22 protein-coding genes are annotated in these 18,670 nt (G+C 68.2%); 18 read left to right on the top strand and 4 right to left on the bottom strand.

Going from position 1 to position 18,670, the window contains the following annotated elements; all coding sequences use genetic code 11:
* The first annotated feature begins 56 nt into the window (after positions 1–56).
* Genes fliF through flhA form a run of 7 tightly spaced genes read left to right on the top strand, consistent with a single transcriptional unit; the run spans position 57 to position 8,178 of the window.
* Complete coding sequence (gene fliF, locus VN378_RS07885) at positions 57–1,697, top strand: flagellar basal-body MS-ring/collar protein FliF (protein WP_325742617.1); 1,641 nt, start codon at positions 57–59, stop codon at positions 1,695–1,697.
* On the top strand, positions 1,697–2,734 hold the full coding sequence (gene fliG, locus VN378_RS07880) for a flagellar motor switch protein FliG (RefSeq protein ID WP_325742615.1): 1,038 nt from the start codon (positions 1,697–1,699) through the stop codon (positions 2,732–2,734). Before fliF ends, fliG begins: the two co-directional genes overlap by 1 nt.
* Position 2,735: 1 nt before the next feature.
* Positions 2,736–3,404: a flagellar assembly protein FlbE gene (locus tag VN378_RS07875; RefSeq protein WP_325742613.1), complete on the top strand. Its 669-nt coding sequence runs from the start codon at positions 2,736–2,738 to the stop codon at positions 3,402–3,404.
* Positions 3,404–3,736 (top strand): flagellar motor switch protein FliN, encoded by a 333-nt coding sequence (gene fliN, locus VN378_RS07870; protein WP_325742611.1) that lies wholly within the window; start codon positions 3,404–3,406, stop codon positions 3,734–3,736. Before VN378_RS07875 ends, fliN begins: the two co-directional genes overlap by 1 nt.
* Before the next feature lie 37 nt (positions 3,737–3,773).
* Complete coding sequence (locus VN378_RS07865) at positions 3,774–5,168, top strand: sigma-54 dependent transcriptional regulator (RefSeq protein ID WP_325742609.1); 1,395 nt, start codon at positions 3,774–3,776, stop codon at positions 5,166–5,168.
* 2 nt (positions 5,169–5,170) lie between these two features.
* Entirely contained in the window at positions 5,171–6,064 is an 894-nt protein-coding gene (gene bla / locus VN378_RS07860; protein WP_325742608.1) for a class A beta-lactamase, read from the top strand.
* 20 nt (positions 6,065–6,084) lie between these two features.
* Positions 6,085–8,178, top strand: a complete 2,094-nt coding sequence (flhA, locus tag VN378_RS07855) for a flagellar biosynthesis protein FlhA (RefSeq protein WP_325742691.1) — start codon at positions 6,085–6,087, stop codon at positions 8,176–8,178.
* A 57-nt stretch (positions 8,179–8,235) separates the two neighbouring features.
* Here the strand turns inward: flhA and VN378_RS07850 are convergent, their stop codons facing one another.
* Entirely contained in the window at positions 8,236–8,946 is a 711-nt protein-coding gene (locus tag VN378_RS07850; protein ID WP_325742606.1) for a hypothetical protein, read from the bottom strand.
* A 115-nt stretch (positions 8,947–9,061) separates the two neighbouring features.
* Between VN378_RS07850 and VN378_RS07845 the strand changes: the two genes are divergently transcribed.
* The 5 genes from VN378_RS07845 to VN378_RS07825 all read left to right on the top strand — a co-directional run bounded on the left by VN378_RS07845 (position 9,062) and on the right by VN378_RS07825 (position 12,804).
* Positions 9,062–10,588 (top strand): sensor histidine kinase, encoded by a 1,527-nt coding sequence (locus VN378_RS07845; RefSeq protein ID WP_325742604.1) that lies wholly within the window; start codon positions 9,062–9,064, stop codon positions 10,586–10,588.
* Entirely contained in the window at positions 10,585–11,010 is a 426-nt protein-coding gene (locus tag VN378_RS07840) for a response regulator (RefSeq protein ID WP_325742602.1), read from the top strand. Before VN378_RS07845 ends, VN378_RS07840 begins: the two co-directional genes overlap by 4 nt.
* Before the next feature lie 7 nt (positions 11,011–11,017).
* Positions 11,018–12,064 carry a sensor histidine kinase gene (locus VN378_RS07835; protein WP_325742600.1) on the top strand — a complete coding sequence of 349 codons (1,047 nt, stop codon included), beginning with the start codon at positions 11,018–11,020 and terminating at the stop codon, positions 12,062–12,064.
* Positions 12,065–12,072: 8 nt separating this feature from the next.
* A complete protein-coding gene (locus VN378_RS07830; RefSeq protein WP_325742598.1) occupies positions 12,073–12,531 on the top strand; it encodes an NUDIX domain-containing protein in 459 nt (152 codons plus the stop codon).
* Positions 12,532–12,618: 87 nt separating this feature from the next.
* Positions 12,619–12,804, top strand: coding sequence for a CsbD family protein (locus tag VN378_RS07825; RefSeq protein WP_325742596.1), 186 nt, complete (start codon positions 12,619–12,621; stop codon positions 12,802–12,804).
* A gap of 56 nt (positions 12,805–12,860) precedes the next feature.
* Here VN378_RS07825 and VN378_RS07820 read toward each other — a convergent pair whose 3' ends face one another.
* Genes VN378_RS07820 through VN378_RS07810 form a run of 3 tightly spaced genes read right to left on the bottom strand, consistent with a single transcriptional unit; the run spans position 12,861 to position 15,144 of the window.
* Positions 12,861–13,364, bottom strand: a complete 504-nt coding sequence (locus VN378_RS07820; protein WP_325742594.1) for a hypothetical protein — start codon at positions 13,362–13,364, stop codon at positions 12,861–12,863.
* Positions 13,365–13,399: 35 nt separating this feature from the next.
* Positions 13,400–14,590, bottom strand: a complete 1,191-nt coding sequence (locus tag VN378_RS07815; protein WP_325742592.1) for a VWA domain-containing protein — start codon at positions 14,588–14,590, stop codon at positions 13,400–13,402.
* A 20-nt stretch (positions 14,591–14,610) separates the two neighbouring features.
* The gene (locus tag VN378_RS07810; RefSeq protein WP_325742590.1) at positions 14,611–15,144 is read right to left on the bottom strand and encodes a GNAT family N-acetyltransferase; all 534 of its coding nucleotides are present in this window, start codon (positions 15,142–15,144) and stop codon (positions 14,611–14,613) included.
* Between the two features lie 207 nt (positions 15,145–15,351).
* On the opposite strand from VN378_RS07810, the gene VN378_RS07805 reads away from it, so the two are divergent.
* From VN378_RS07805 to VN378_RS07780, 6 genes are all read left to right on the top strand, one after another.
* Positions 15,352–16,272, top strand: coding sequence for a histone deacetylase family protein (locus VN378_RS07805; RefSeq protein ID WP_325742588.1), 921 nt, complete (start codon positions 15,352–15,354; stop codon positions 16,270–16,272).
* 60 nt (positions 16,273–16,332) lie between these two features.
* Positions 16,333–16,965, top strand: coding sequence for a histidine phosphatase family protein (locus VN378_RS07800; protein ID WP_325742586.1), 633 nt, complete (start codon positions 16,333–16,335; stop codon positions 16,963–16,965).
* Between the two features lie 7 nt (positions 16,966–16,972).
* Complete coding sequence (locus tag VN378_RS07795; RefSeq protein ID WP_325742584.1) at positions 16,973–17,305, top strand: DHCW motif cupin fold protein; 333 nt, start codon at positions 16,973–16,975, stop codon at positions 17,303–17,305.
* A 75-nt stretch (positions 17,306–17,380) separates the two neighbouring features.
* Positions 17,381–18,007, top strand: a complete 627-nt coding sequence (locus VN378_RS07790) for a peptidylprolyl isomerase (protein WP_325742583.1) — start codon at positions 17,381–17,383, stop codon at positions 18,005–18,007.
* A 55-nt stretch (positions 18,008–18,062) separates the two neighbouring features.
* Positions 18,063–18,311, top strand: a complete 249-nt coding sequence (locus VN378_RS07785; RefSeq protein ID WP_325742582.1) for an exodeoxyribonuclease VII small subunit — start codon at positions 18,063–18,065, stop codon at positions 18,309–18,311.
* A complete protein-coding gene (locus VN378_RS07780) occupies positions 18,311–18,661 on the top strand; it encodes a tRNA-binding protein (RefSeq protein ID WP_325742580.1) in 351 nt (116 codons plus the stop codon). Before VN378_RS07785 ends, VN378_RS07780 begins: the two co-directional genes overlap by 1 nt.
* The last annotated feature ends 9 nt before the right edge of the window (positions 18,662–18,670 follow it).

Below are 18,670 nucleotides of genomic sequence, written 5' to 3'. Positions count from 1 at the left end.
CATTTTCTGCCTGGCGGGCCTCCAGTCGGTACCCGTGAGTAATCGGGGCGGGACGCGTGGGCGGCTTCACGGCGGCATTGCAGAGATTCGGGATCGGTCGGCTGACTGTGGTGCTGGGCGTCGCCGCCGGCGTCGCGGCGGTGCTGGTCGCCGTCATGCTGCGCATCGGTCAGGCCCCTGACGCCCTGCTGTATTCCAATCTCGACCTGCGCGAGGCCTCCGAGGTCACCTCGGCCCTGGACGGCGCCGGCATCAAATATTCGTCCAAAGGCGACGGCTCGACCATCTTCGTCAGCCGCGACGAGGTGGGCGAGGCCCGCATGCTGGTCGCGGGCAAGGGCCTCGTGACCTCCGGCAGTGTCGGCTACGAGATCTTCGACAACCAGTCGGTGCTGGGTCAGACCGAGTTCCAGCAGAACCTCAACGCCAAGCGCGCGCTCGAGGGCGAACTGTCGCGCACCATCATGAGCATGCGCGGCATCAATTCGGCCCGCGTGATGATCGCCCTGCCGCAGCGCGAACTGTTCCAGTCCGAAGCCGCCGCCCCGACAGCCTCGATCGTGGTCGGCGTCACGGGCGGCCAGCTGGCCGCCGCCCAGGTCCAGGCCATCCGCAACGTCGTCGCTTCCTCGGTGCCGAACCTGAAGCCGGAAAAGGTCACCCTGACCGACACCTCCAACCGCACCCTGGCCGCGGGCTCGGACGCCGAGGGGTTCAGCGCCGCCTCCGCCCAGGACGCGCAGGAAACCACCGAATCCCGGCTGCAGGCCCGCATCAAGGACATCGTCGAGGGCGTCGTCGGCGTCGGCGGCGCGCGGGTCCAGGTCACGGCCGACATCGACCACAGCCGCTCGACCACCCAGGAACAGCGCTACGATCCGGACGGCCAGGTGGTGCGCTCGACCTCGACCAACGGCACGGAATCCAGCGACACGACGCCCCAGTCGGACGGCGGCGCCACGGCGACCAACAACATCCCCGGCGGGGCGGATCCCGCGACCGCGACGGCCGGATCACGCGACACCGCCAACACCGAAACCACCAACTACGAGATCTCCAACACCACCACCACGACGGTGAAGGAGGCCGGGGAGATCAAGCGTCTGGCCGTCTCGGTCGCCGTCGACGGCAAATGGACGCCCGGCGCCAACGGGGCCGCTCCGACCTACGCCGCCCGCACGCCTGCCGAGATCGAGCAGATCAAGGCCCTGGTCTCGGCCGCGGTCGGCATCGACCTGACGCGCGGCGACAAGCTCGAAGTGCTGAACACCCGCTTCAACCGCGACCTGGCGGTGGTCGGCGGGGAAGAGGCCAAGTCGTCGCTGTTCGACTTCACCAAGAACGACCTGATGCGCGGAGTCGAGCTGCTGGTGCTGCTGATCACCGGCGTGCTGCTGATCTTCTTCGTCCTGCGTCCGCTGCTGAAGTCGGCGTCGGGCGGCGGCGGCGCGATGCAGCTGGCCGGCGCCCTGCCGGGAGGCGGGACCGTCACCTCCCTGCAGACGACCACGGTCATGGGCGGCGGCGGGGCTATTCACCAGCTGACGGGTCCGCCGTCGGAGATGGAGCAGCGGCTCGACATCGCCCGCATCGAGGGCCAGGTGAAGGCGTCGTCGGTCAAGAAGGTCGCGGACTTCGTCGAGAAGCATCCTGACGAATCCACCTCGATCCTGCGCAGCTGGGTGCACGAAGGCTGATGGCCGCGCGCCTCGTCTCCAAGAAGCCGGCCGTCGAGGACGCCAGGAAGCTGACGGGCCCCGAGAAGGCCGCCGTCATCCTGCTGTCCCTGGGCGAGGACCACACCCGCCTGTGGCAGAGTCTGGACGACGAGGAGATCAAGGAAATCTCCCAGGCCATGGCCAGCCTGGGCACGGTCACCTCCGCCGTCGTCGAGGAGCTGATGGTCGAGTTCGTCTCGGGCATGAGCGGCTCGGGCTCGGTCATGGGCAGTTTCGAACAGACCCAGCGCCTGCTGGCCTCCTTCATGCCCCCCGAGCGCGTCGAAGGCCTGATGGAGGAGATCCGCGGTCCCGCCGGCCGGACCATGTGGGACAAGCTCGGCAATGTGAACGAGGCCGTCCTCGCCAACTATCTGAAGAACGAATACCCGCAGACCGTCGCGGTGGTCCTGTCCAAGATCAAGCCGGACCACGCCGCCCGCGTCCTGACCAGCCTGCCCGAGGATTTCGCCCTCGAATGCGTCCAGCGGATGCTGCGCATGGAGCCGGTCCAACGCGAAATCCTCGACAAGATCGAACAGACCCTGCGCACCGAATTCATGTCCAACCTGGCCCGCACCTCCAAGCGCGACAGCCATGAGATGATGGCCGACATCTTCAACAGCTTCGACCGCCAGACCGAGGCCCGCTTCATCGGCGCCCTCGAGGAACGCAACCGCGAGGCGGCCGAGCGCATCCGCGCCCTGATGTTCGTGTTCGAGGACCTGGCCAAGCTGGACCCGGGCGGGATCCAGACCCTGCTGCGTGCGGTCGAGAAGGATTCGCTCGGGCTGGCCCTGAAGGGGTCGTCGGAATCCCTGCGCGAACTGTTCTTCTCCAACATGTCCGAACGCGCCTCCAAGATCATGCGCGAGGACATGGAGTCGATGGGTCCCGTCCGCCTCAAGGACGTCGATCAGGCCCAGATGGCCATGGTCCAGGTCGCCAAGGATCTCGCCGCCAAGGGTGAGATCATGCTGGTGGGCCAGGGCGGCGACGACGAGCTGATCTACTGACATGACCCATCAGCCGCTCAGCACCCCCTTCGCCTTCGATACCGAGTTCGACGCCTCGGGCGTGGTCGTCCACGCCTCGTCCTTCCGCCCGACCAAACGGTCCTATGCCCCCATGGAGGTCGACGCCCTGATCGCCCAGGCGCGGCTGGAGGCCCGCACCGAAGCCCTGGCCGAGAGCGAGAACATGCGGGCCATGGCCCTGTCCGCCATCGCCCAGGCTCTGGACTCGGCGATCCCCGCCCTGACCCAGGTGGCCCAGTCCCACCGCGAACAGTCCGCCGCCCTGGCCCTGTCCGCCGCCCGCGTCGTGGCCGCCTCGGCCCTGGACCGCTTTCCCGCCGCGCCGCTTCAGGCTGCGCTGGAGGCCCTGGGCCAGGAGATCGACGCCTCGCCCCGCCTCGTCGTCCGCACCGGCGACCTGGACGACGCAACCCGCGCCCGTATCGAACAGCTGTGCGCCGACGCCGGCTTCTCCGGCGTGGTGGCCTTCCGCAACGAGCCGATGATGCCCGCCGCGGCCTTCCAGCTGGAATGGGCCGACGGCCGCGCCGCCTTCGATCCCGCCGACGCCTTCGCCCGTATGGGCGAGGCCCTGAACTCCGCCCTGGCCGCCGAAGCCGGTCACGCCGAGGCCCTGACCCCCGAAACCCCGCTGGAAGAGAGGCCGTAATGGCGTCCGACACCATGTCCCTGGAGGAGTTTCCGGACTCCGCCGCGATCACCGTCAACGACGAGGCGACCGACAAGACGGCCAGCGACCTGGCCCCCGTCTTCGACGTGCCGGTCAACATCTCGGCCGTGCTGGGCAAGGCCCATATGTCGGTGGCCCAGCTGCTGAAGCTGAACCGCGGATCGGTGCTGCAATTGGACCGCAAGGTCGGCGAGGCCATCGACATCTTCGTCAACAACCGTCTGGTCGCCCGCGGCGAGGTCGTCGTCGTCGAGGACCGGCTGGGCGTGACCATGACGGAAATCATCAAGACGGAAGACTCCGGCGCCTGATCGGCGGCCGGCTGTAAGAGATTAGAGGAGAAGACCCATGCGGCTTCTGGTGGTTGGCAGGCTCAGCGGACAGCTGGCGACGGCGGTGAAGATGGCCATGGCGCACGGCGCCAAGGTCAGCCACGTCGAGCGCGGCGATCAGGCGACGGAACAGCTGCGTCGCGGGCAGGGCGCCGACCTGCTGATGGTCGACTACCGCATCGACATCGCCGCCCTGATCGCGGCCAATGAGGCCGAGCGCATCCATGTGCCGGTGGTGGCCTGCGGCGTCGACGCCGACGCGACCGACGCGGCCAACGCCATCCGCGCCGGGGCCAAGGAGTTCATCCCGCTTCCCCCGGAAGCCGATCTGATCGCGGCCGTCCTGTCCGCCGTCGCAGACGACGACCGTCCGCTGATCTCGGCCGACCCGGCGATGAAGGCCGTGGTCATGCTGGCCGACCAGGTCGCCCGCTCGGAGGCCTCGATCCTGATCACCGGCGAAAGCGGCGTCGGCAAGGAGGTGATGGCCCGTTACCTCCACTCCGGCTCGAAACGCGCCGACCGCCCCTTCATCAGCGTCAACTGCGCCGCCATCCCCGACAATCTGCTGGAGTCGGAGCTGTTCGGCCACGAGAAGGGGTCGTTCACCGGGGCCATGGCCCGCCGCATCGGCAAGTTCGAGGAGGCCGACGGCGGCACCCTGCTGCTGGACGAAATCTCCGAGATGGACGTGCGCCTGCAGGCCAAGCTGCTGCGCGCCATCCAGGAGCGGGTCATCGACCGCGTCGGCGGGACGAAGCCCGTCCCGGTCAATATCCGCATCATCGCCACCTCGAACCGCGACCTGGCCAAGTCGGTGGCCGAGGGGACCTTCCGCGAAGACCTGCTCTACCGCCTGAACGTCGTGAACCTGCGCCTGCCCGCCTTGCGCGAGCGGCCGGGCGACATCGCGGTGCTGGCCGATCACTTCGTCAAGAAATACGCCGCCGCCAACGGCGTTCCGGTGCGGCCGATCTCGGTCGACGCCAAACGCGCCCTGGTCTCGCACCGCTGGAACGGCAACGTCCGCGAGCTGGAAAACGCCATGCACCGCGCCGTGCTGCTGGCCGTCGGCCCCGAGATCGACGTCGAGGCCATCCGCCTGCCGGACGGCCAGCCGCTCAGCGCCGGCTCGCACGGCGCCGCGTCGTACGACAGCCCTGCAGCCCGCGCGGCCCAGACCGCCGACGCCGTCACCCGCGCCCACGTCGGCCAGACGGTGGCGCAGATGGAGAAGACCCTGATCCTCGACACCCTGTCGCACTGCCTCGGCAACCGCACCCACGCGGCCACCATCCTCGGCATCTCGATCCGCACCCTGCGCAACAAGCTGAACGAATACGCCGACGAGGGGACCAGCATTCCCGCGCCCCAGTCGGGCATCGCGGCCGTCGGCTACGCGGCGGCCTGAGCATGACCCGGAAAGCGGACCGCAGAAGCGTCCTGTTGGGCTTTGCAGCGACCGGGGTTGTCGTCTCGGCCTGTGAGCCGATGTCGCCGATGAAGGCCGAGGCGGTCGATCACGCCCTTGATCTTGCTGATCTGGAAGCCCGTCACGGTGGTCGCATCGGCCTGACCATCCAGGGTGTAGACCGGGCCAGCTGGCGCGGTGCAGAGCGCTTCCTGTATTGTTCGACGTTCAAGCTGTTTCTCGCCGCCGCCACGCTCCAGCGAGTTGCGCAGAACACCGAAAATCTGGCGCGCGCCATCCCGATCAATGCTGCGGACATCCTGCCCCACTCGCCGGTCACGGAGACGGCGGTCGGCGCGACCATGACGATCATGCAACTGTGCAAAAGCACCGTTGAGGTCAGCGACAATGGCGCTGCCAATATCCTGATCCGTGAGTTTGGCGGGCTGGACGCCTGGCGCGCTTGGTATCCTTCGATCGGCGACGGTGTCACCCGTGTCGATCGTCTTGAACCCGAACTCAATCTCGCGGACGGCGACCGCGACACAACCACGCCGGACCAGACCATCGCCAATCTCTCTCACGTGCTGCGAAACGACCCCCTTACCCGGGGCATGCCGCCGTACCTGCTTTCCTGGCTGCTCGCTTCACCGACCGGCGCGAAGCGGATCAAGGCGGCTTTGGCGCCGGGTTATCTCGCGATGCACAAGACCGGAACGTCCGGTCGGGGCCAGGCGAACGACATCGGACAGATCCAGACACCGGACCGGAAAGGGGTCCTCATCGCCGTCTATTTCGAAGGTCCCTCGTCTGCGAGCGCAGACCAGCTTGACGCCGTAATCGCCGACGCGACGCGTCGAGCGCTCATGGCCCTCGGCCACGACGTGGCCGCATGACGGACATCCCCGCCTCGGTGATGATGAAGGACGGCTACGCCCGTCCGACCGGCCGAGACATGATGGGCTGGGTGGCGCGCGGCGAGGTGGCCATGGCCATCGGCGTCATCGGCGTGATCCTGCTGCTGATCCTGCCGGTGCCGAAATTCCTGCTGGACCTGCTGCTGGCCATCTCGCTGGTCTCGTCCGTGCTGATCCTGATGACGGCCGTGATGATGAAGCGGCCGCTCGACTTCGCCATCTTCCCGACGGTGCTGCTGGTCACCACCCTGTTCCGGCTGGGGCTGAACCTGGCCTCGACCCGGCTGGTCCTGACCCATGGTCACGAAGGCCACGGCGCCGCCGGCCAGGTCATCCAGTCGTTCGGGGCCCTGATGATGGGCGGCAGCTTCATCATCGGCATCATCATCTTCGCCATCATCCTGGTGGTGAATTTCGTCGTCATCACCAAGGGTTCGACCCGCATCGCCGAGGTCTCGGCCCGCTTCACCCTGGACTCCATGCCGGGCAAGCAGATGGCCATCGACGCCGACCTGTCGTCCGGCCTGATCGACGAGGAGACCGCCAAACGCCGCCGCAAGGAGCTGGAGCAGGAATCGACCTTCTTCGGCGCCATGGACGGCGCCTCGAAATTCGTCCGCGGCGACGCCGTCGCCGGGCTGATCATCGTCTTCATCAACGCCATCGGCGGCATATTGATCGGCACGATCCAGCATGGCCTGCCGATCTCGGAAGCGGCCGACACCTATGTCGCCCTGACCATCGGCGACGGTCTGGTGACCCAGGTCCCGGCCATCGTCATCTCCATCGCCGCCGGCTTCCTGGTGTCCAAGGCGGGCGTCGAGGGCACGGCCGACAAGGCCCTGGTCGCCCAGCTGGCCACCAACCCCGTCAGCCTCGGCGTCGTCTCGGGCGCGGCCGGCCTGATCGGCCTCATCCCCGGCATGCCGCTGATCCCGTTCGCGGCGCTGGCCATCGGCACGGGCTTCATGGCGTGGAAACTGGGTCGCCAGCGGTTGAAGCCCCAGCCCACCGAGGCCGAGATGGCCGCCACCGCCTCGGGCCCCCGCGAAGAAGTCGAGGAACCCATCGGAACCGCCCTGACCATCGACGAGGTCAAGATCGAGCTGGGCTATTCCCTGCTGTCCCTGATCAACGATCTCGAAGGTCGCCGGCTGACCGATCAGGTCCGCGCCCTGCGCCGCTCGCTGGCCCAGGAGTACGGCTTCGTCATGCCGTCGGTCCGCATCCTCGACAACATGCGGCTCGGCACCCAGGGCTACGCCATCCGCATCAAGGAGATGGAAGCGGGGCAGGGCGAGGTTCGCCTCGGCTCCCTGATGGCCATGGATCCCGCCGGCCGCCAGGTCGAACTGCCGGGCGAGCACACCCGTGAGCCCGCCTTCGGCCTCCCCGCCACCTGGATCGACGAAAGCCTGCGCGAGGAAGCCACCTTCCGCGGCTACACCATCGTCGACCCCTCGACGGTGTTGACCACCCACCTGACCGAAATCCTCAAGGAGAACATGGCCGACCTGCTCTCCTACGCCGAGGTGCAGAAGCTGCTGAAGGAACTGGGGACCGAAGAGAAGAAGCTGGTCGACGAACTGATTCCCTCGGTGGTCACCGTCACCACCCTGCAGCGCGTGCTCCAGACCCTGCTGCGCGAGAAGGTCTCGATCCGCGACCTGGCCGCCATCCTCGAGGGTCTGGCCGAGGCCGCGCCGCACACCTCCAGCGTCACCACCCTGGTCGAGCATGTCCGCGGCCGGCTGGCCCGCCAGCTGTGCTGGCAGCACAAGGGCGACGACGGCGCCTTGCCGATCGTCACCCTGTCGCCGGAATGGGAGCAGGCCTTCTCCGACGCCCTGGTCGGTCAGGGCGAGGATCGCCAGCTGGCCATGGCGCCGTCCCGTCTGCAGGACTTCATCCGCGCCGTCCGCGACGTGTTCGAGCGCGCGGCCATGGCCGGCGAGACCGCCGTCCTTCTGACCGGCCCGCAGATCAGGCCCTACGTCCGCTCGATCATCGAACGCTTCCGCGGCCAGACGGTCGTCATGAGCCAGAACGAGGTCCACCCACGCGCGCGGTTGCGGACGATCGGCACGGTCTAACGTCTCCTCCCCATCACAGATGGGGAGGGGGACCGCGAAGCGGTGGAGGGGCGCCTGCTACCGCACCTCGGTCCATCCCCCCGACGACGCCGTGCGCGCCACGTCGTTCGCCGGCCGCGCAACGAGGCCGGACTGGGTGATCCAGACCTCGTATCTCGCGCCGTCGGCCATCGGCATATAGGCGCCGCCGCCGTACAGGGTGTCGACCGCATCGACATAGCGTCGGTAGCGGCGCGCCGTGTCCCAGGCGCTGACCTTCCACGGAAGCCAGGTGACGGACTCGTCGCCGCCTGACAACGGATGGACGCTGCGCGCCGCGTTGATCTCCTGGTCGATCGAGGCGTACCGCCCCGACAACCGGTCCAGCCGGTATTGCGTGTCCAGCCCCAGGACATTGGCCCACGGCTTCCATTTCAGGACCTGGGCCTCGATGCGCCATTCGTCGCCGTGCAGCGGGTACAGATTGGTCGCGGCCGGCGCGTGCTCGCCGCGGTCGGGCTGGATCACCGTAGCCTCGAAATACTGCGGCCCCAGCTGCCGGGTCTCGATCGTCGCCACCGGCCGCTCGTAGGTCAGCCGACCGTAGGTCTGGATGTCGAGCGCCAGCAGGGAGGCGATGACCGCCGCCGCCATGAAGCCCGCACCCCCGGCGCCGACCAGGAAGCCGCTGAAGATCCGGCCCCTGAACAGGGCTGCCAGACCTTTGAACAGCAGGACGACCCCAAGCACGCCCACGACCGCCGGAACGATCCACCACCACCAGACCATGTCGCTCTCCCCCGATCCTGACGGGCGCACCTTTACCCTAAATCGCGAGATCGGTGGGGGTTTCTCCCGGGACGCGACTGGACAGGGCCGAACGCCCCGCTAATGCTCGCGTCCGATGATCCCGGCGCTGCGTCCCACGCTTCAGGCCTTCAGCCATTTCCTGCGCATGCCGTCGCTCAGCCGGTCCGTGGCGGCCCTGCTCACGGGCGCCATCGCCCTGCTGCTGATCGTCAACGTCGGCGTATTCGTGATGCTGCAGCGGACCAGAGACTTCAACGAGCAGGTTGATCGCGGTCAGCGCATTCGTCTGGCCGCAAACGAGGTGATGGCGCTGTCGCTGGACGCCGAGACCGGGCAGCGCGGCTTTCTCCTGACCGGCCGCCCGGAATATCTCGAACCCTATTCCCGAAGTGTCGCCCGACTGCCCGAAAAGCTCGCCGAACTGACCGAACTGACCGCAGGAGACCCTGACCTCGCGCAACGGGTCGAGCGTTTGGACACGCTCTCGGAGCAGGGGATCGATGTCATCGACCGGACGATCGTGCTCGGGCGGATGGGGCGGCGGGACGACGCCGTCCAGATGATCCGCGACGGGGCCGGCAAACGCATCATGGATCAGATGCGCGCAGAGACGGCCGCCGTCGATGAAATCCAGGCGACCCGCCTTCAGTTCGGCACGCGTCAGACGGAATGGGCGGCCGCCATGACGGTTCTGGTCAACGGCCTTGCGGGCCTGTTGATCCTCGGCCTGGCCGGAGTCAGCGGCTGGCTCATCCGCCGCTATGTGCTGGAGCTCCAGGAGGCGCGCGAGGCGCTGGACCGGATGAACGCCGGTCTCGAAAGCAAGGTCCGCGACCGCACCTTCGAGCTGACCCGGGCCAATGAGGAGATCCAGCGCTTCGCCTATATCGTCAGCCACGACCTGCGCGCGCCCCTGGTCAACGTCATGGGCTTCACCTCGGAGCTGGAACAGGCCGGCAAGGTGATCGACCAGGCCATCGCCGCCGCCGGGAAGGATCGCAAGGTCGATCCCGCCGCCATCGCCGCGGTGCGCGAAGACCTTCCCGAGGCCATCGGCTTCATCCGGGCCTCGACCGAAAAGATGGACCGGCTGATCAACGCCATCCTGAAGCTGTCCCGCGAGGGCCGCCGCAATCTGGTTCCCGAACCGCTGGACGTGACCGCCATGGTCCGGGGCGTGGCGGACAGCGTCCGGCACCAGACCGAGGCTTCTGCCTCCGAGATCGTCATCGAGCCGCTGCCGGACATCGAGAGCGATCGGCTGTCGATGGAGCAGGTGCTGGGCAATCTGATCGACAACGCCGTCAAATACCTCGATCCGGCTCGCCCGGGGCGTATCGTCGTCTCGGGACGGGAGACCGGCGACGGCTGGGTCCTCTACCGGATCGCCGACAACGGTCGCGGCATTTCCGACCGCGACCACGAGCGTGTCTTCGAACTGTTCCGGCGTTCCGGAAAGCAGGACCGCGCGGGCGAGGGTCTCGGCCTGGCCTTCGTGCGCAACAGCGTGCGCCGCCTTGGGGGTGACGTGACCGTCGAGTCAGAGCTTGGAAAGGGCTCGACATTCACGCTGAAATTCCCCAAACGCCTCGTCCTCGCGGACGTTGGAGACCATGGATGACCACTGCCGTGAAGATCGTGATGGTCGAGGACGATCTGGGTCACGCCAAGCTGATCGAAAAGAACATCCGGCGCGCCAATATCGCCAACGAGATTGTCCATTTCGCCGACGGCGGCTCGGCCATGGACTATCTGTTCAGCGAGGAGGTCCGCATGAACGGGCCCATGCTGATCCTGCTGGATCTCAACCTGCCCGACATGTCCGGAACCGACATCCTCGTCCGCGTGAAGGGTGACGATCGCCTGCGGCGCGCGCCGGTCGTGGTCCTGACCACCACGGACGACCAGGGCGAAATCGACCGCTGCTACGATCTGGGCTGCAACGTCTACATCACCAAGCCGGTCGACTACGAAAGCTTCGCCGGAGCCATCCGCCAGCTGGGATTGTTCCTGTCGGTCATGCAGGCGCCGGACATCGAGTGAGCGCACAGTGAAGACCCAGGGGGAGGTCATCCGCCTGCTCTATATCGACGACGACCGCGCCCTGTCGCGGCTGGTCGAGAAGGAGCTGGGCCGCCACGGCTTCGCCGTCGCCTGCGCCTCCGACGGAGACGCGGGTCTGGAAATCCTCACGGCCCGCGCCGACGACTTCGACGTCGTCGCCCTGGATCACTACATGCCCGGCCGGGACGGCCTTGAGGTGCTGCCGGACATCATCGCGCTCGGGAATCCGCCGCCCGTGGTCTACGTCACCGGCGCCCAGGAAGGCCGTATCGCCGTCGCCGCCCTGCGCGCCGGCGCCGCCGACTATGTCATCAAGGACGTCTCCGAGGACTTCACCGCCCTGCTGCGCAATGCGCTGGAGGAGGCTGTGTCGCGCCGCCGGCTGCAGCGCGCCAACGACGAGGCCCAGGAACAGGTCCGCATCGCCCGCGACCGCGCCGAGGCCATGCTGCGGGAGGTGAACCACCGCGTCGGCAACTCCCTGCAGCTGGTGTCCAGCTTCATGTCGCTGCAGCTGCGCCACCTCGCCGACGAGGGCGCCCGCGCCGCCCTGAAGGAATCCCAGGCCCGGATCGAGGCCGTGGCCCACGTCCACCGCCGGCTCTACACCTCGGGCGACATGACCTCGGTGGCCATGGACGAATATCTCGAGGGCCTGATCGACGAGCTCGGCAAGTCGGTCGGCCCCGGCGACGCCTCGCCCCGGATCATCCTCCATGCCGAGCCGATGCGGGTCTCGACCGACCAGGCCGTGTCGCTGGGCGTGGTCGTCACCGAACTGGTCACCAACGCCGTCAAATACGCCTATGCGCCCGGCCAAGGCGGCGAGATCCGCGTCACCCTGACCCATGATGCAAGCGGCCGCGCGGTGCTGATGGTCGAGGACGACGGCCCGGGCATGGGCGACGGCGCGGCCCGCGGCACCGGCCTGGGCGGCAGGATCATCACCGCCATGGCCTCGGGCCTGCGCTCGGCGATGGAGTACGATCGCGCGCATCGCGGCGTCCGCGCCCGCCTGGCCTTCGATCTTTGACCTCGCACGTGCGTTACCCGCCCATGCTTCAGTTCGGCCTTCGCGATCCCGACCTCGACTACGCCCCGCGGCCCACTGCGTTCGGCCTCGTCTTTCATGAGACGAAACTGGCCTGCGTCCGGGTCGATCGGGGCGAAGGCAGCTATTTCGACCTCCCCGGCGGGGCCGTCGATGGCGACGAAACCGAAGAACAGGCCCTGATCCGGGAATTCGTCGAGGAGGCGGGCATGTTCGTGCGGCCCTTCGTCCGCATCGCCGAAGCCTCCCAGTATTTCCGCAAGTCGGACGGCGCCCCGATCAACAACACCGGCGGCTTCTGGATCGCCGAACAGCTGTCCCTGGACCCGTCCGCCAAGGTCGAGGCCGATCACGAACTGGTCTGGCTGCATCCGCATGCGGCGGTCGCACAGTTGCGTCACGACGCCCACGCCTGGGCGGTCACGGTCTGGCTGCGGCGTCACGGCTAGCGGGGCCATACGGAACGGGCCACTCCGCCGTTCGCTTTTCCTGCACAGGCGCCGTCAGTCCGAGGGCGTGTCAGTCAGGAGATTTCCATGCCCGATCAGGATCGTATCGACGGCGCCGCCAAAAACATGGGCGGCGAGATCAAGGAAGCCGCCGGCAAGCTGACCGGCGACGAGAAGCTGAAGGCTGAAGGCAGGGCGGACCAGGTCTCCGGCAAGATCCAGAACGCCGTCGGAGGCCTGAAAGACACCCTTCGCGAAGACAGGCGCAACTAGTCACGCGTCCTGCCTGACGACGCCGTCCGCATCGCGGGCGGCGTTCGCGCGTCCGCTCAGTCGCCGAACAGCTTGATCTTCAGACCCTCTTCGGCCGGCGCCCGGCCGTCGGCGGGCCGGCATTCCTCGGTCCAGGCGACGCCGCCTTCGGGTCGGGCGCGCGGCCGGGACTCGCAGGTCTGTTCCTGCGGCCGGACCTCGGCCCGTGCCGGACGGTCCGGCGCGCCGCACTGCAGGGCGTAGCGATCGCCCGCCGCCGCTTGCCGGCACTCGTCGGGCGCCCCGGCCGGCGCCAGGCCCGGCGGCAGGGCTTCGCCCAGATTGGCGGCCAGCGCGGCCCGCACGCGGGCCTGACACGCCTCCATCGATTCCGACGCCTTGCGGATCAGCGGGCTGCATTCAGCGCGTTCATAGCCGTACGGGTCAGCGCGGGCGCTGTCGGGGATGGTGGGGATTGCCGCCGGCGCGGCGGCGACCGGCGGGGGCGCGGCTGGTTCTTCCCAGACGACCTGACCGGTCGCGGCCTGTTGCAGCATCACGGCGAACACGATGGCGAGCATGGTGGAACCCTCCCGGAAACTTCGGCGACCCTAGCCTATTTGGCCAGCGCCCGCATCGCCTTCTCCAGCCCTTCCAGCGTCAGAGGGTACATCCGCTCGTCGACCAGCTCGCGCACCATGCCGACCGAGGCGGAATAGCTCCAGTACCGTTCGGGCGACGGGTTCAGCCACGCGACCTTGTCCCACTGCTGCGTCGCCCGCTTCATCCAGACGGCGCCCGCCTCCTCGTTCCAGTGCTCGACCGAACCGCCGGGCATGGTCACCTCATAGGGGCTCATGGTGGCGTCGCCGACGAAGATGGCGCGCCAGTCGGCGGGGTATTTGTTCAGCACCTCCCAGGTCGGGATCTTCTGCTCGTGCCGGCGCCGGTTGTCCTTCCACACCCCCTCGTAGAGGCAGTTGTGGAAGTAGAAGAACTCCAGGTGTTTGAACTCGGTCTTCGCGGCCGAGAACAGCTCCTCGCACATCTTCACATGGGCATCCATCGAGCCGCCGATGTCGAGGAACAGCAGCACCTTGATGGTGTTGCGCCGCTCGGGCCGCATGTGGATGTCCAGCCAGCCCTGACGCGCCGTGCCGTCGATGGTGGCGTCCATGTCCAGCTCGTCCAGGGCGCCCTGCCGCGCGAACCGGCGCAGGCGGCGCAGGGCGACCTTGATGTTGCGCGTCCCAAGCTCGACCTGGTCGTCCAGGTTCCGGTACTCGCGCTTCTCCCAGACCTTGACCGCGCGGCCCTGCCGCCCCGGCCCGCCGACGCGCACCCCCTCGGGATTGTAGCCGCCGTGGCCGAACGGGCTGGTCCCGCCGGTGCCGATCCACTTGCTGCCGCCCTCATGCCGGCCCTGCTGCTCCTCGAGCCGCTGTTTCAGCGTCTCCATCAGCTTTTCGAACCCGCCCAGCGCCTCGATCTGCGCCTTCTCCTCGTCGGTCAGGTATTTCTCGTTCAGCAGTTTCAGCCAGTCCTCGGGCACGTCCAGCGACGGTTCGTCTCCGGCGCCCACGGTCTCGATCCCGGCGAACACCTTGCCGAACACCTGGTCGAACCGGTCGTAGTGTTTCTCGTCCTTGACCAGCACCGCCCGCGACAGATGGTAGAAGTCGTCGACCTTCCGCCCTGGCCCAGAACCGATAATGTCCTTGTCCATGGCCTCCATCAGATGAAGCCATTCCTTCATCGACACGGGCACGCGCGCGTCTCTCAGGGCGGTGAAGAAGGGGAGGAGCATCCGGTCAACCTGGGCCCGGCTCAGCCGCGCCGCAAGATGAACTCGTCGTCCAGCCAGCGGCCGACCGGATACTGATACTCGCCGGCCTTTTCGAACCCCCAGGCCGCATACAGTTTCTGCGCCTTCAGGTTCCCGCTCCACACGCCGATCCACAGCGGCCCGTCGGTATTGGCCTCCATCCACTCCAGCGCCACCGCCAGCAGCTTCGTTCCCAGCCCCAGTCCCTGCGCGGCCTTCGACACATAGAGACGCCGCAGTTCGGCGTGGCTGGGCCGCGCGTCCGGATGGGGCAGGGTGTTGGGGCCGGTGTTGGCGAAGGCCAGCAGCGCGCCGTCCCGCTCGGCCACCCACCAGGCCGCGCCCGGCTCCTTCAGCTTCGACCGGATCGTATCCGCGCTGAAACTGGCGTCCAGGAAGGCTTTCAGGTCCTCGGCCGGGTAGGGGATGGCGAACCCGTCGGCGGCGACGAAGGTGTCGATGAAGGTCTGGCGGCCCAACACGCCGAGGGCTTCGGCGTCGGCGTCAACGGCGGGACGGATCACGGCTTCGGTCATCCTGCCGCTTTCAGCCATCGTGGCTCAGGGTTCAACCCCCTCCGTGCATCCCCGCGAAGGCGGGGACCCAGTGCTTTCGTGAGGCAGGGTATGTGGGATTGGCGGCGAGGCGCACCCGGAACCAGCGAGTCGCCCAAAGAACTGGGTCCCGGCTTTCGCCGGGATGAACGGATGATTTTACCGGACCGCCAGCCTATCCTCCCCATCATGAGCGTCGCCCTGTTCACCCACCCGGACATGATCGAACACCGGCCGGGCGTCGGTCACCCGGAAAGGCCCGAACGGCTGAAGGCCGTGCTGGACGCCCTCGACGACTCGGGCCTGTCCCTCGACCGCCGCGCCGCGACAGAGGCCGCCGTCGCCGACCTCGAACGCCTGCACCCCGCCCAATACGTCGCCCGCCTGCTGGACGCCTCGCCCGCCGCCGGCCTGAAACAGCTGGACGCCGACACCGTTCTGTCGCCCGGCAGCATCCGCGCCGCACGCCTGGCCGCCGGCGCCGTCGTCGACGCCGTCCGCGCCATCGCACGGGGCGAGACGACCCGCGCCTTCGCCGCCGTCCGCCCGCCCGGCCACCATGCCGAGCCGGACCAGGCCATGGGATTCTGCCTCTTCTCCAACGTCGCGGTCGCCGCCCGCGTGGCCCAGGCCGAGGGTCTGGCCCGGGTCGCCGTGATCGATTTCGACGTCCACCACGGCAACGGCACCCAGGCCGCGTTCAAACACGACCCGAACCTGTTCCTCGGTTCCATCCACCAGATGCCCCTCTATCCCGGCACGGGCGCGGCCTCCGAGACCGGCGTCGGCAACATCGTCAACGCCCCGGTCCCGCCCCACGCGGCCCGCGAGGCGTGGCGCGCGACCTTCTCGGCCGGGTTGATGCCAGCCCTGCAGGCCTTCGATCCCGACCTGATCCTGATCTCCGCCGGTTTCGACGCCCACCGCCGTGACCCGCTCGCCCATCAAAGTCTGGAGGCGGACGATTTCGCCTGGGCCACCCGCGCCGTTCTCGAGGTCGCGCGTTCGTGTTGTGGCGGCAAGGTTGCAGCCTCGCTCGAGGGCGGTTACGACCTAGAGGGGCTGGGCCGTTCCGCGGTCGCTCACGTTCAGGCCTTGGGGGAGGAATAAGGACGGTTCGCCAACGGCTTATCTCCGCAAATCATGCCCGCCCCCGCCCGAGACTCATTGATGGCAGACCCGCCGCTTCCCGTGACGCCGCAACCGCCTCGCGCGGCTCTCGTCTCGGTGCGCGCCGGCGCCATCATCCTGGCCCGGCACGGCGAGCCGGCGCTGTCGCGCAAATGCCTGCTGACCTCGGACCAGTACCGCGACTGGTGGGCGAAATACGAAGTCGGCGGCCTGCGCGCCGGCCAGACCCCGCCGCCCGAACTGCTGGCCACGGCCGAGGGCGCGGGCGCCATCTACGCCTCGACCCGCCCCCGCGCCCAGGAAACCGCCGCCGCCATCGCCGCCGGCCGCGAGATCATGTCGGACGCCCTGTTCATCGAGGCGCCCCTGCCGCCGCCGCATTTTCCGTCCTGGTTCAAGCTGCCGCCCAAATACTGGGGCGTGGTCGCCCGCATCTGGTGGCACGCCTTCAACCACCACGAGGGTCAGGAGACCCGCGCCCAGGCCGAGGCCCGTTCCGAGGCCGCCGCCCGGGCCCTGATCGCCCGCGCCGAGAGCGGGCAGGACGTGCTGGTTCTGGCCCACGGCTATTTCAACCACATGGTCGGCCGCCGCCTGCGCGCGGACGGCTGGGCGCTGGTTCACAACCAGGGCTTCAAATACTGGTCCCAGCGCCGCTACGAGAAGCGCTGACGTCCGCATGAAACTGCCCGTCCTCGCCTTCACCACGACCGACTGGTCGGCCGTGCCCCCAACGGAGCACCCTGGCGAAACCGGGATGGCCTTCTGGCGCACCTTCTCCGCCGACGAACTTCGGGTGAGGATGGTCGAGTACACGCCGGGCTATCTCGCTGATCACTGGTGCGATCGGGGCCATGTGCTGGTGGTTCTGGACGGCGAACTGGAAACCGAACTCCGGGATGGCCGCACGTTCAGGCTGACCGCGGGCATGAGCTATCAGGTCTCCGATTTTGGCGACGCCGCCCATCGTTCCTCCACCCGGACCGGCTGCCGGCTGTTCATCGTCGACTGACCGGAACCTCGTCCGCCCTGTTGAAGCCCGATGACGTCGCCTCTAGGGTCGGACCACCCGGCAAGGACAGGACAGATGAACCGACGGCCTCTGGTGTTCGCCCTCTGCCTCGCCGCGTTGGCGCTGCCGGTGGTCGCGCAGGAGCCGGCGTCGCCCCCGGTCCAGGCCGCCGCGCCCGCCCTGGCCGTCCGGGTCATCCTCGAGACCACCGCCGGCGCCATCCTCGTCGAGACCGACCCGCGCGCGCCGATCACCTCGGCCAACTTCCTGCGCTATGTCGATGAGGGCCGCTTCGACGGAACGACCTTCTACCGCGGCATGGTGCTCAGCCCCGCCGCCGGCCTGATCCAGGGCGGGCCCAGCGGCGCGTCGGACAGGGTCCTTCCCCCGATCGCCCATGAGCCGACCAGCGAGACCGGCCTCGGCCATGTCGACGGCGCCCTCTCCATGGCGCGGTTCGATCCGGGCACGGCGACGGGCGACTTCTTCATCATCGTCGGCGATCTCAGCTCCCTCGATGCTGGCAAGGGCGCCCCGGGCGACCCCGGCTTCGCCGTCTTCGGCCGCGTGATCGAGGGCATGAACGTGGTCCGCCAGATCCTCGCGGCGCCCAAATCCTCCACCGAGGGCGAAGGTTTCATGCGCGGCCAGATGCTGGACCCGCGCATCGGCATCGTCTCGGCGCGCCGCGTCTCTCCATAGCTAAAGTCGGCTCTCCGCTTGAGACCCGCCGCCGCCCCCTCTAGGGTCGGCGGCGATGACCGACGCCGCCCAAATCCCCGCCGATCTCAGCTTCGAGGACGCCCTGCAGCGCCTCGAGGCCATCGTGTCCAAACTCGAGTCCGGTCAGGCGCCGCTTGAGGAATCGATCGCCCTCTATGAGGAGGGCGCCCGCCTGAAAGCCCATTGTGAAAACCGTCTCAAGGCGGCCCAGCTGCGCGTGGAGAAGATCGTCGTCGGCCCGGATGGCCAGGCGAAAGGCGTCGAACCCGCCGAGTTCAGCTGATGCCGGCCCCGGCCGCACAGATCGCCTTCGACGACTTCATGAAGGTCGACGTCCGCATCGGCCGGGTCCTGACCGCCGACCCGTTCCCTGAGGCGCGCAAGCCGGCGTACAAGCTCACCATCGACTTCGGCCCCGACGTCGGCGTGAAGAAGTCCTCGGCCCAGATCACCGTCCACTACACCCGCGACGAACTGGTCGGCCGCATGGTCGCCGCCGTGGTCAACTTCCCGCCACGCCAGATCGGCCCCTTCATGTCCGAGGTCCTGACGCTCGGCTTCCCCGATGCGAACGGCGAGGTCGTGCTGGTCGGCGTCGACCGCGAGGTCGAGATCGGCGGGAGGCTGTTCTGACCCTCCACC

Origin of the sequence: Brevundimonas sp. (assembly GCF_035561115.1) — a bacterium.
In the GTDB taxonomy this organism is placed as follows: Bacteria; Pseudomonadota; Alphaproteobacteria; order Caulobacterales; family Caulobacteraceae; genus Brevundimonas.
Note: the sequence above shows the minus strand (reverse complement) of the source record. Positions and strands in the feature narration are given on the sequence as shown.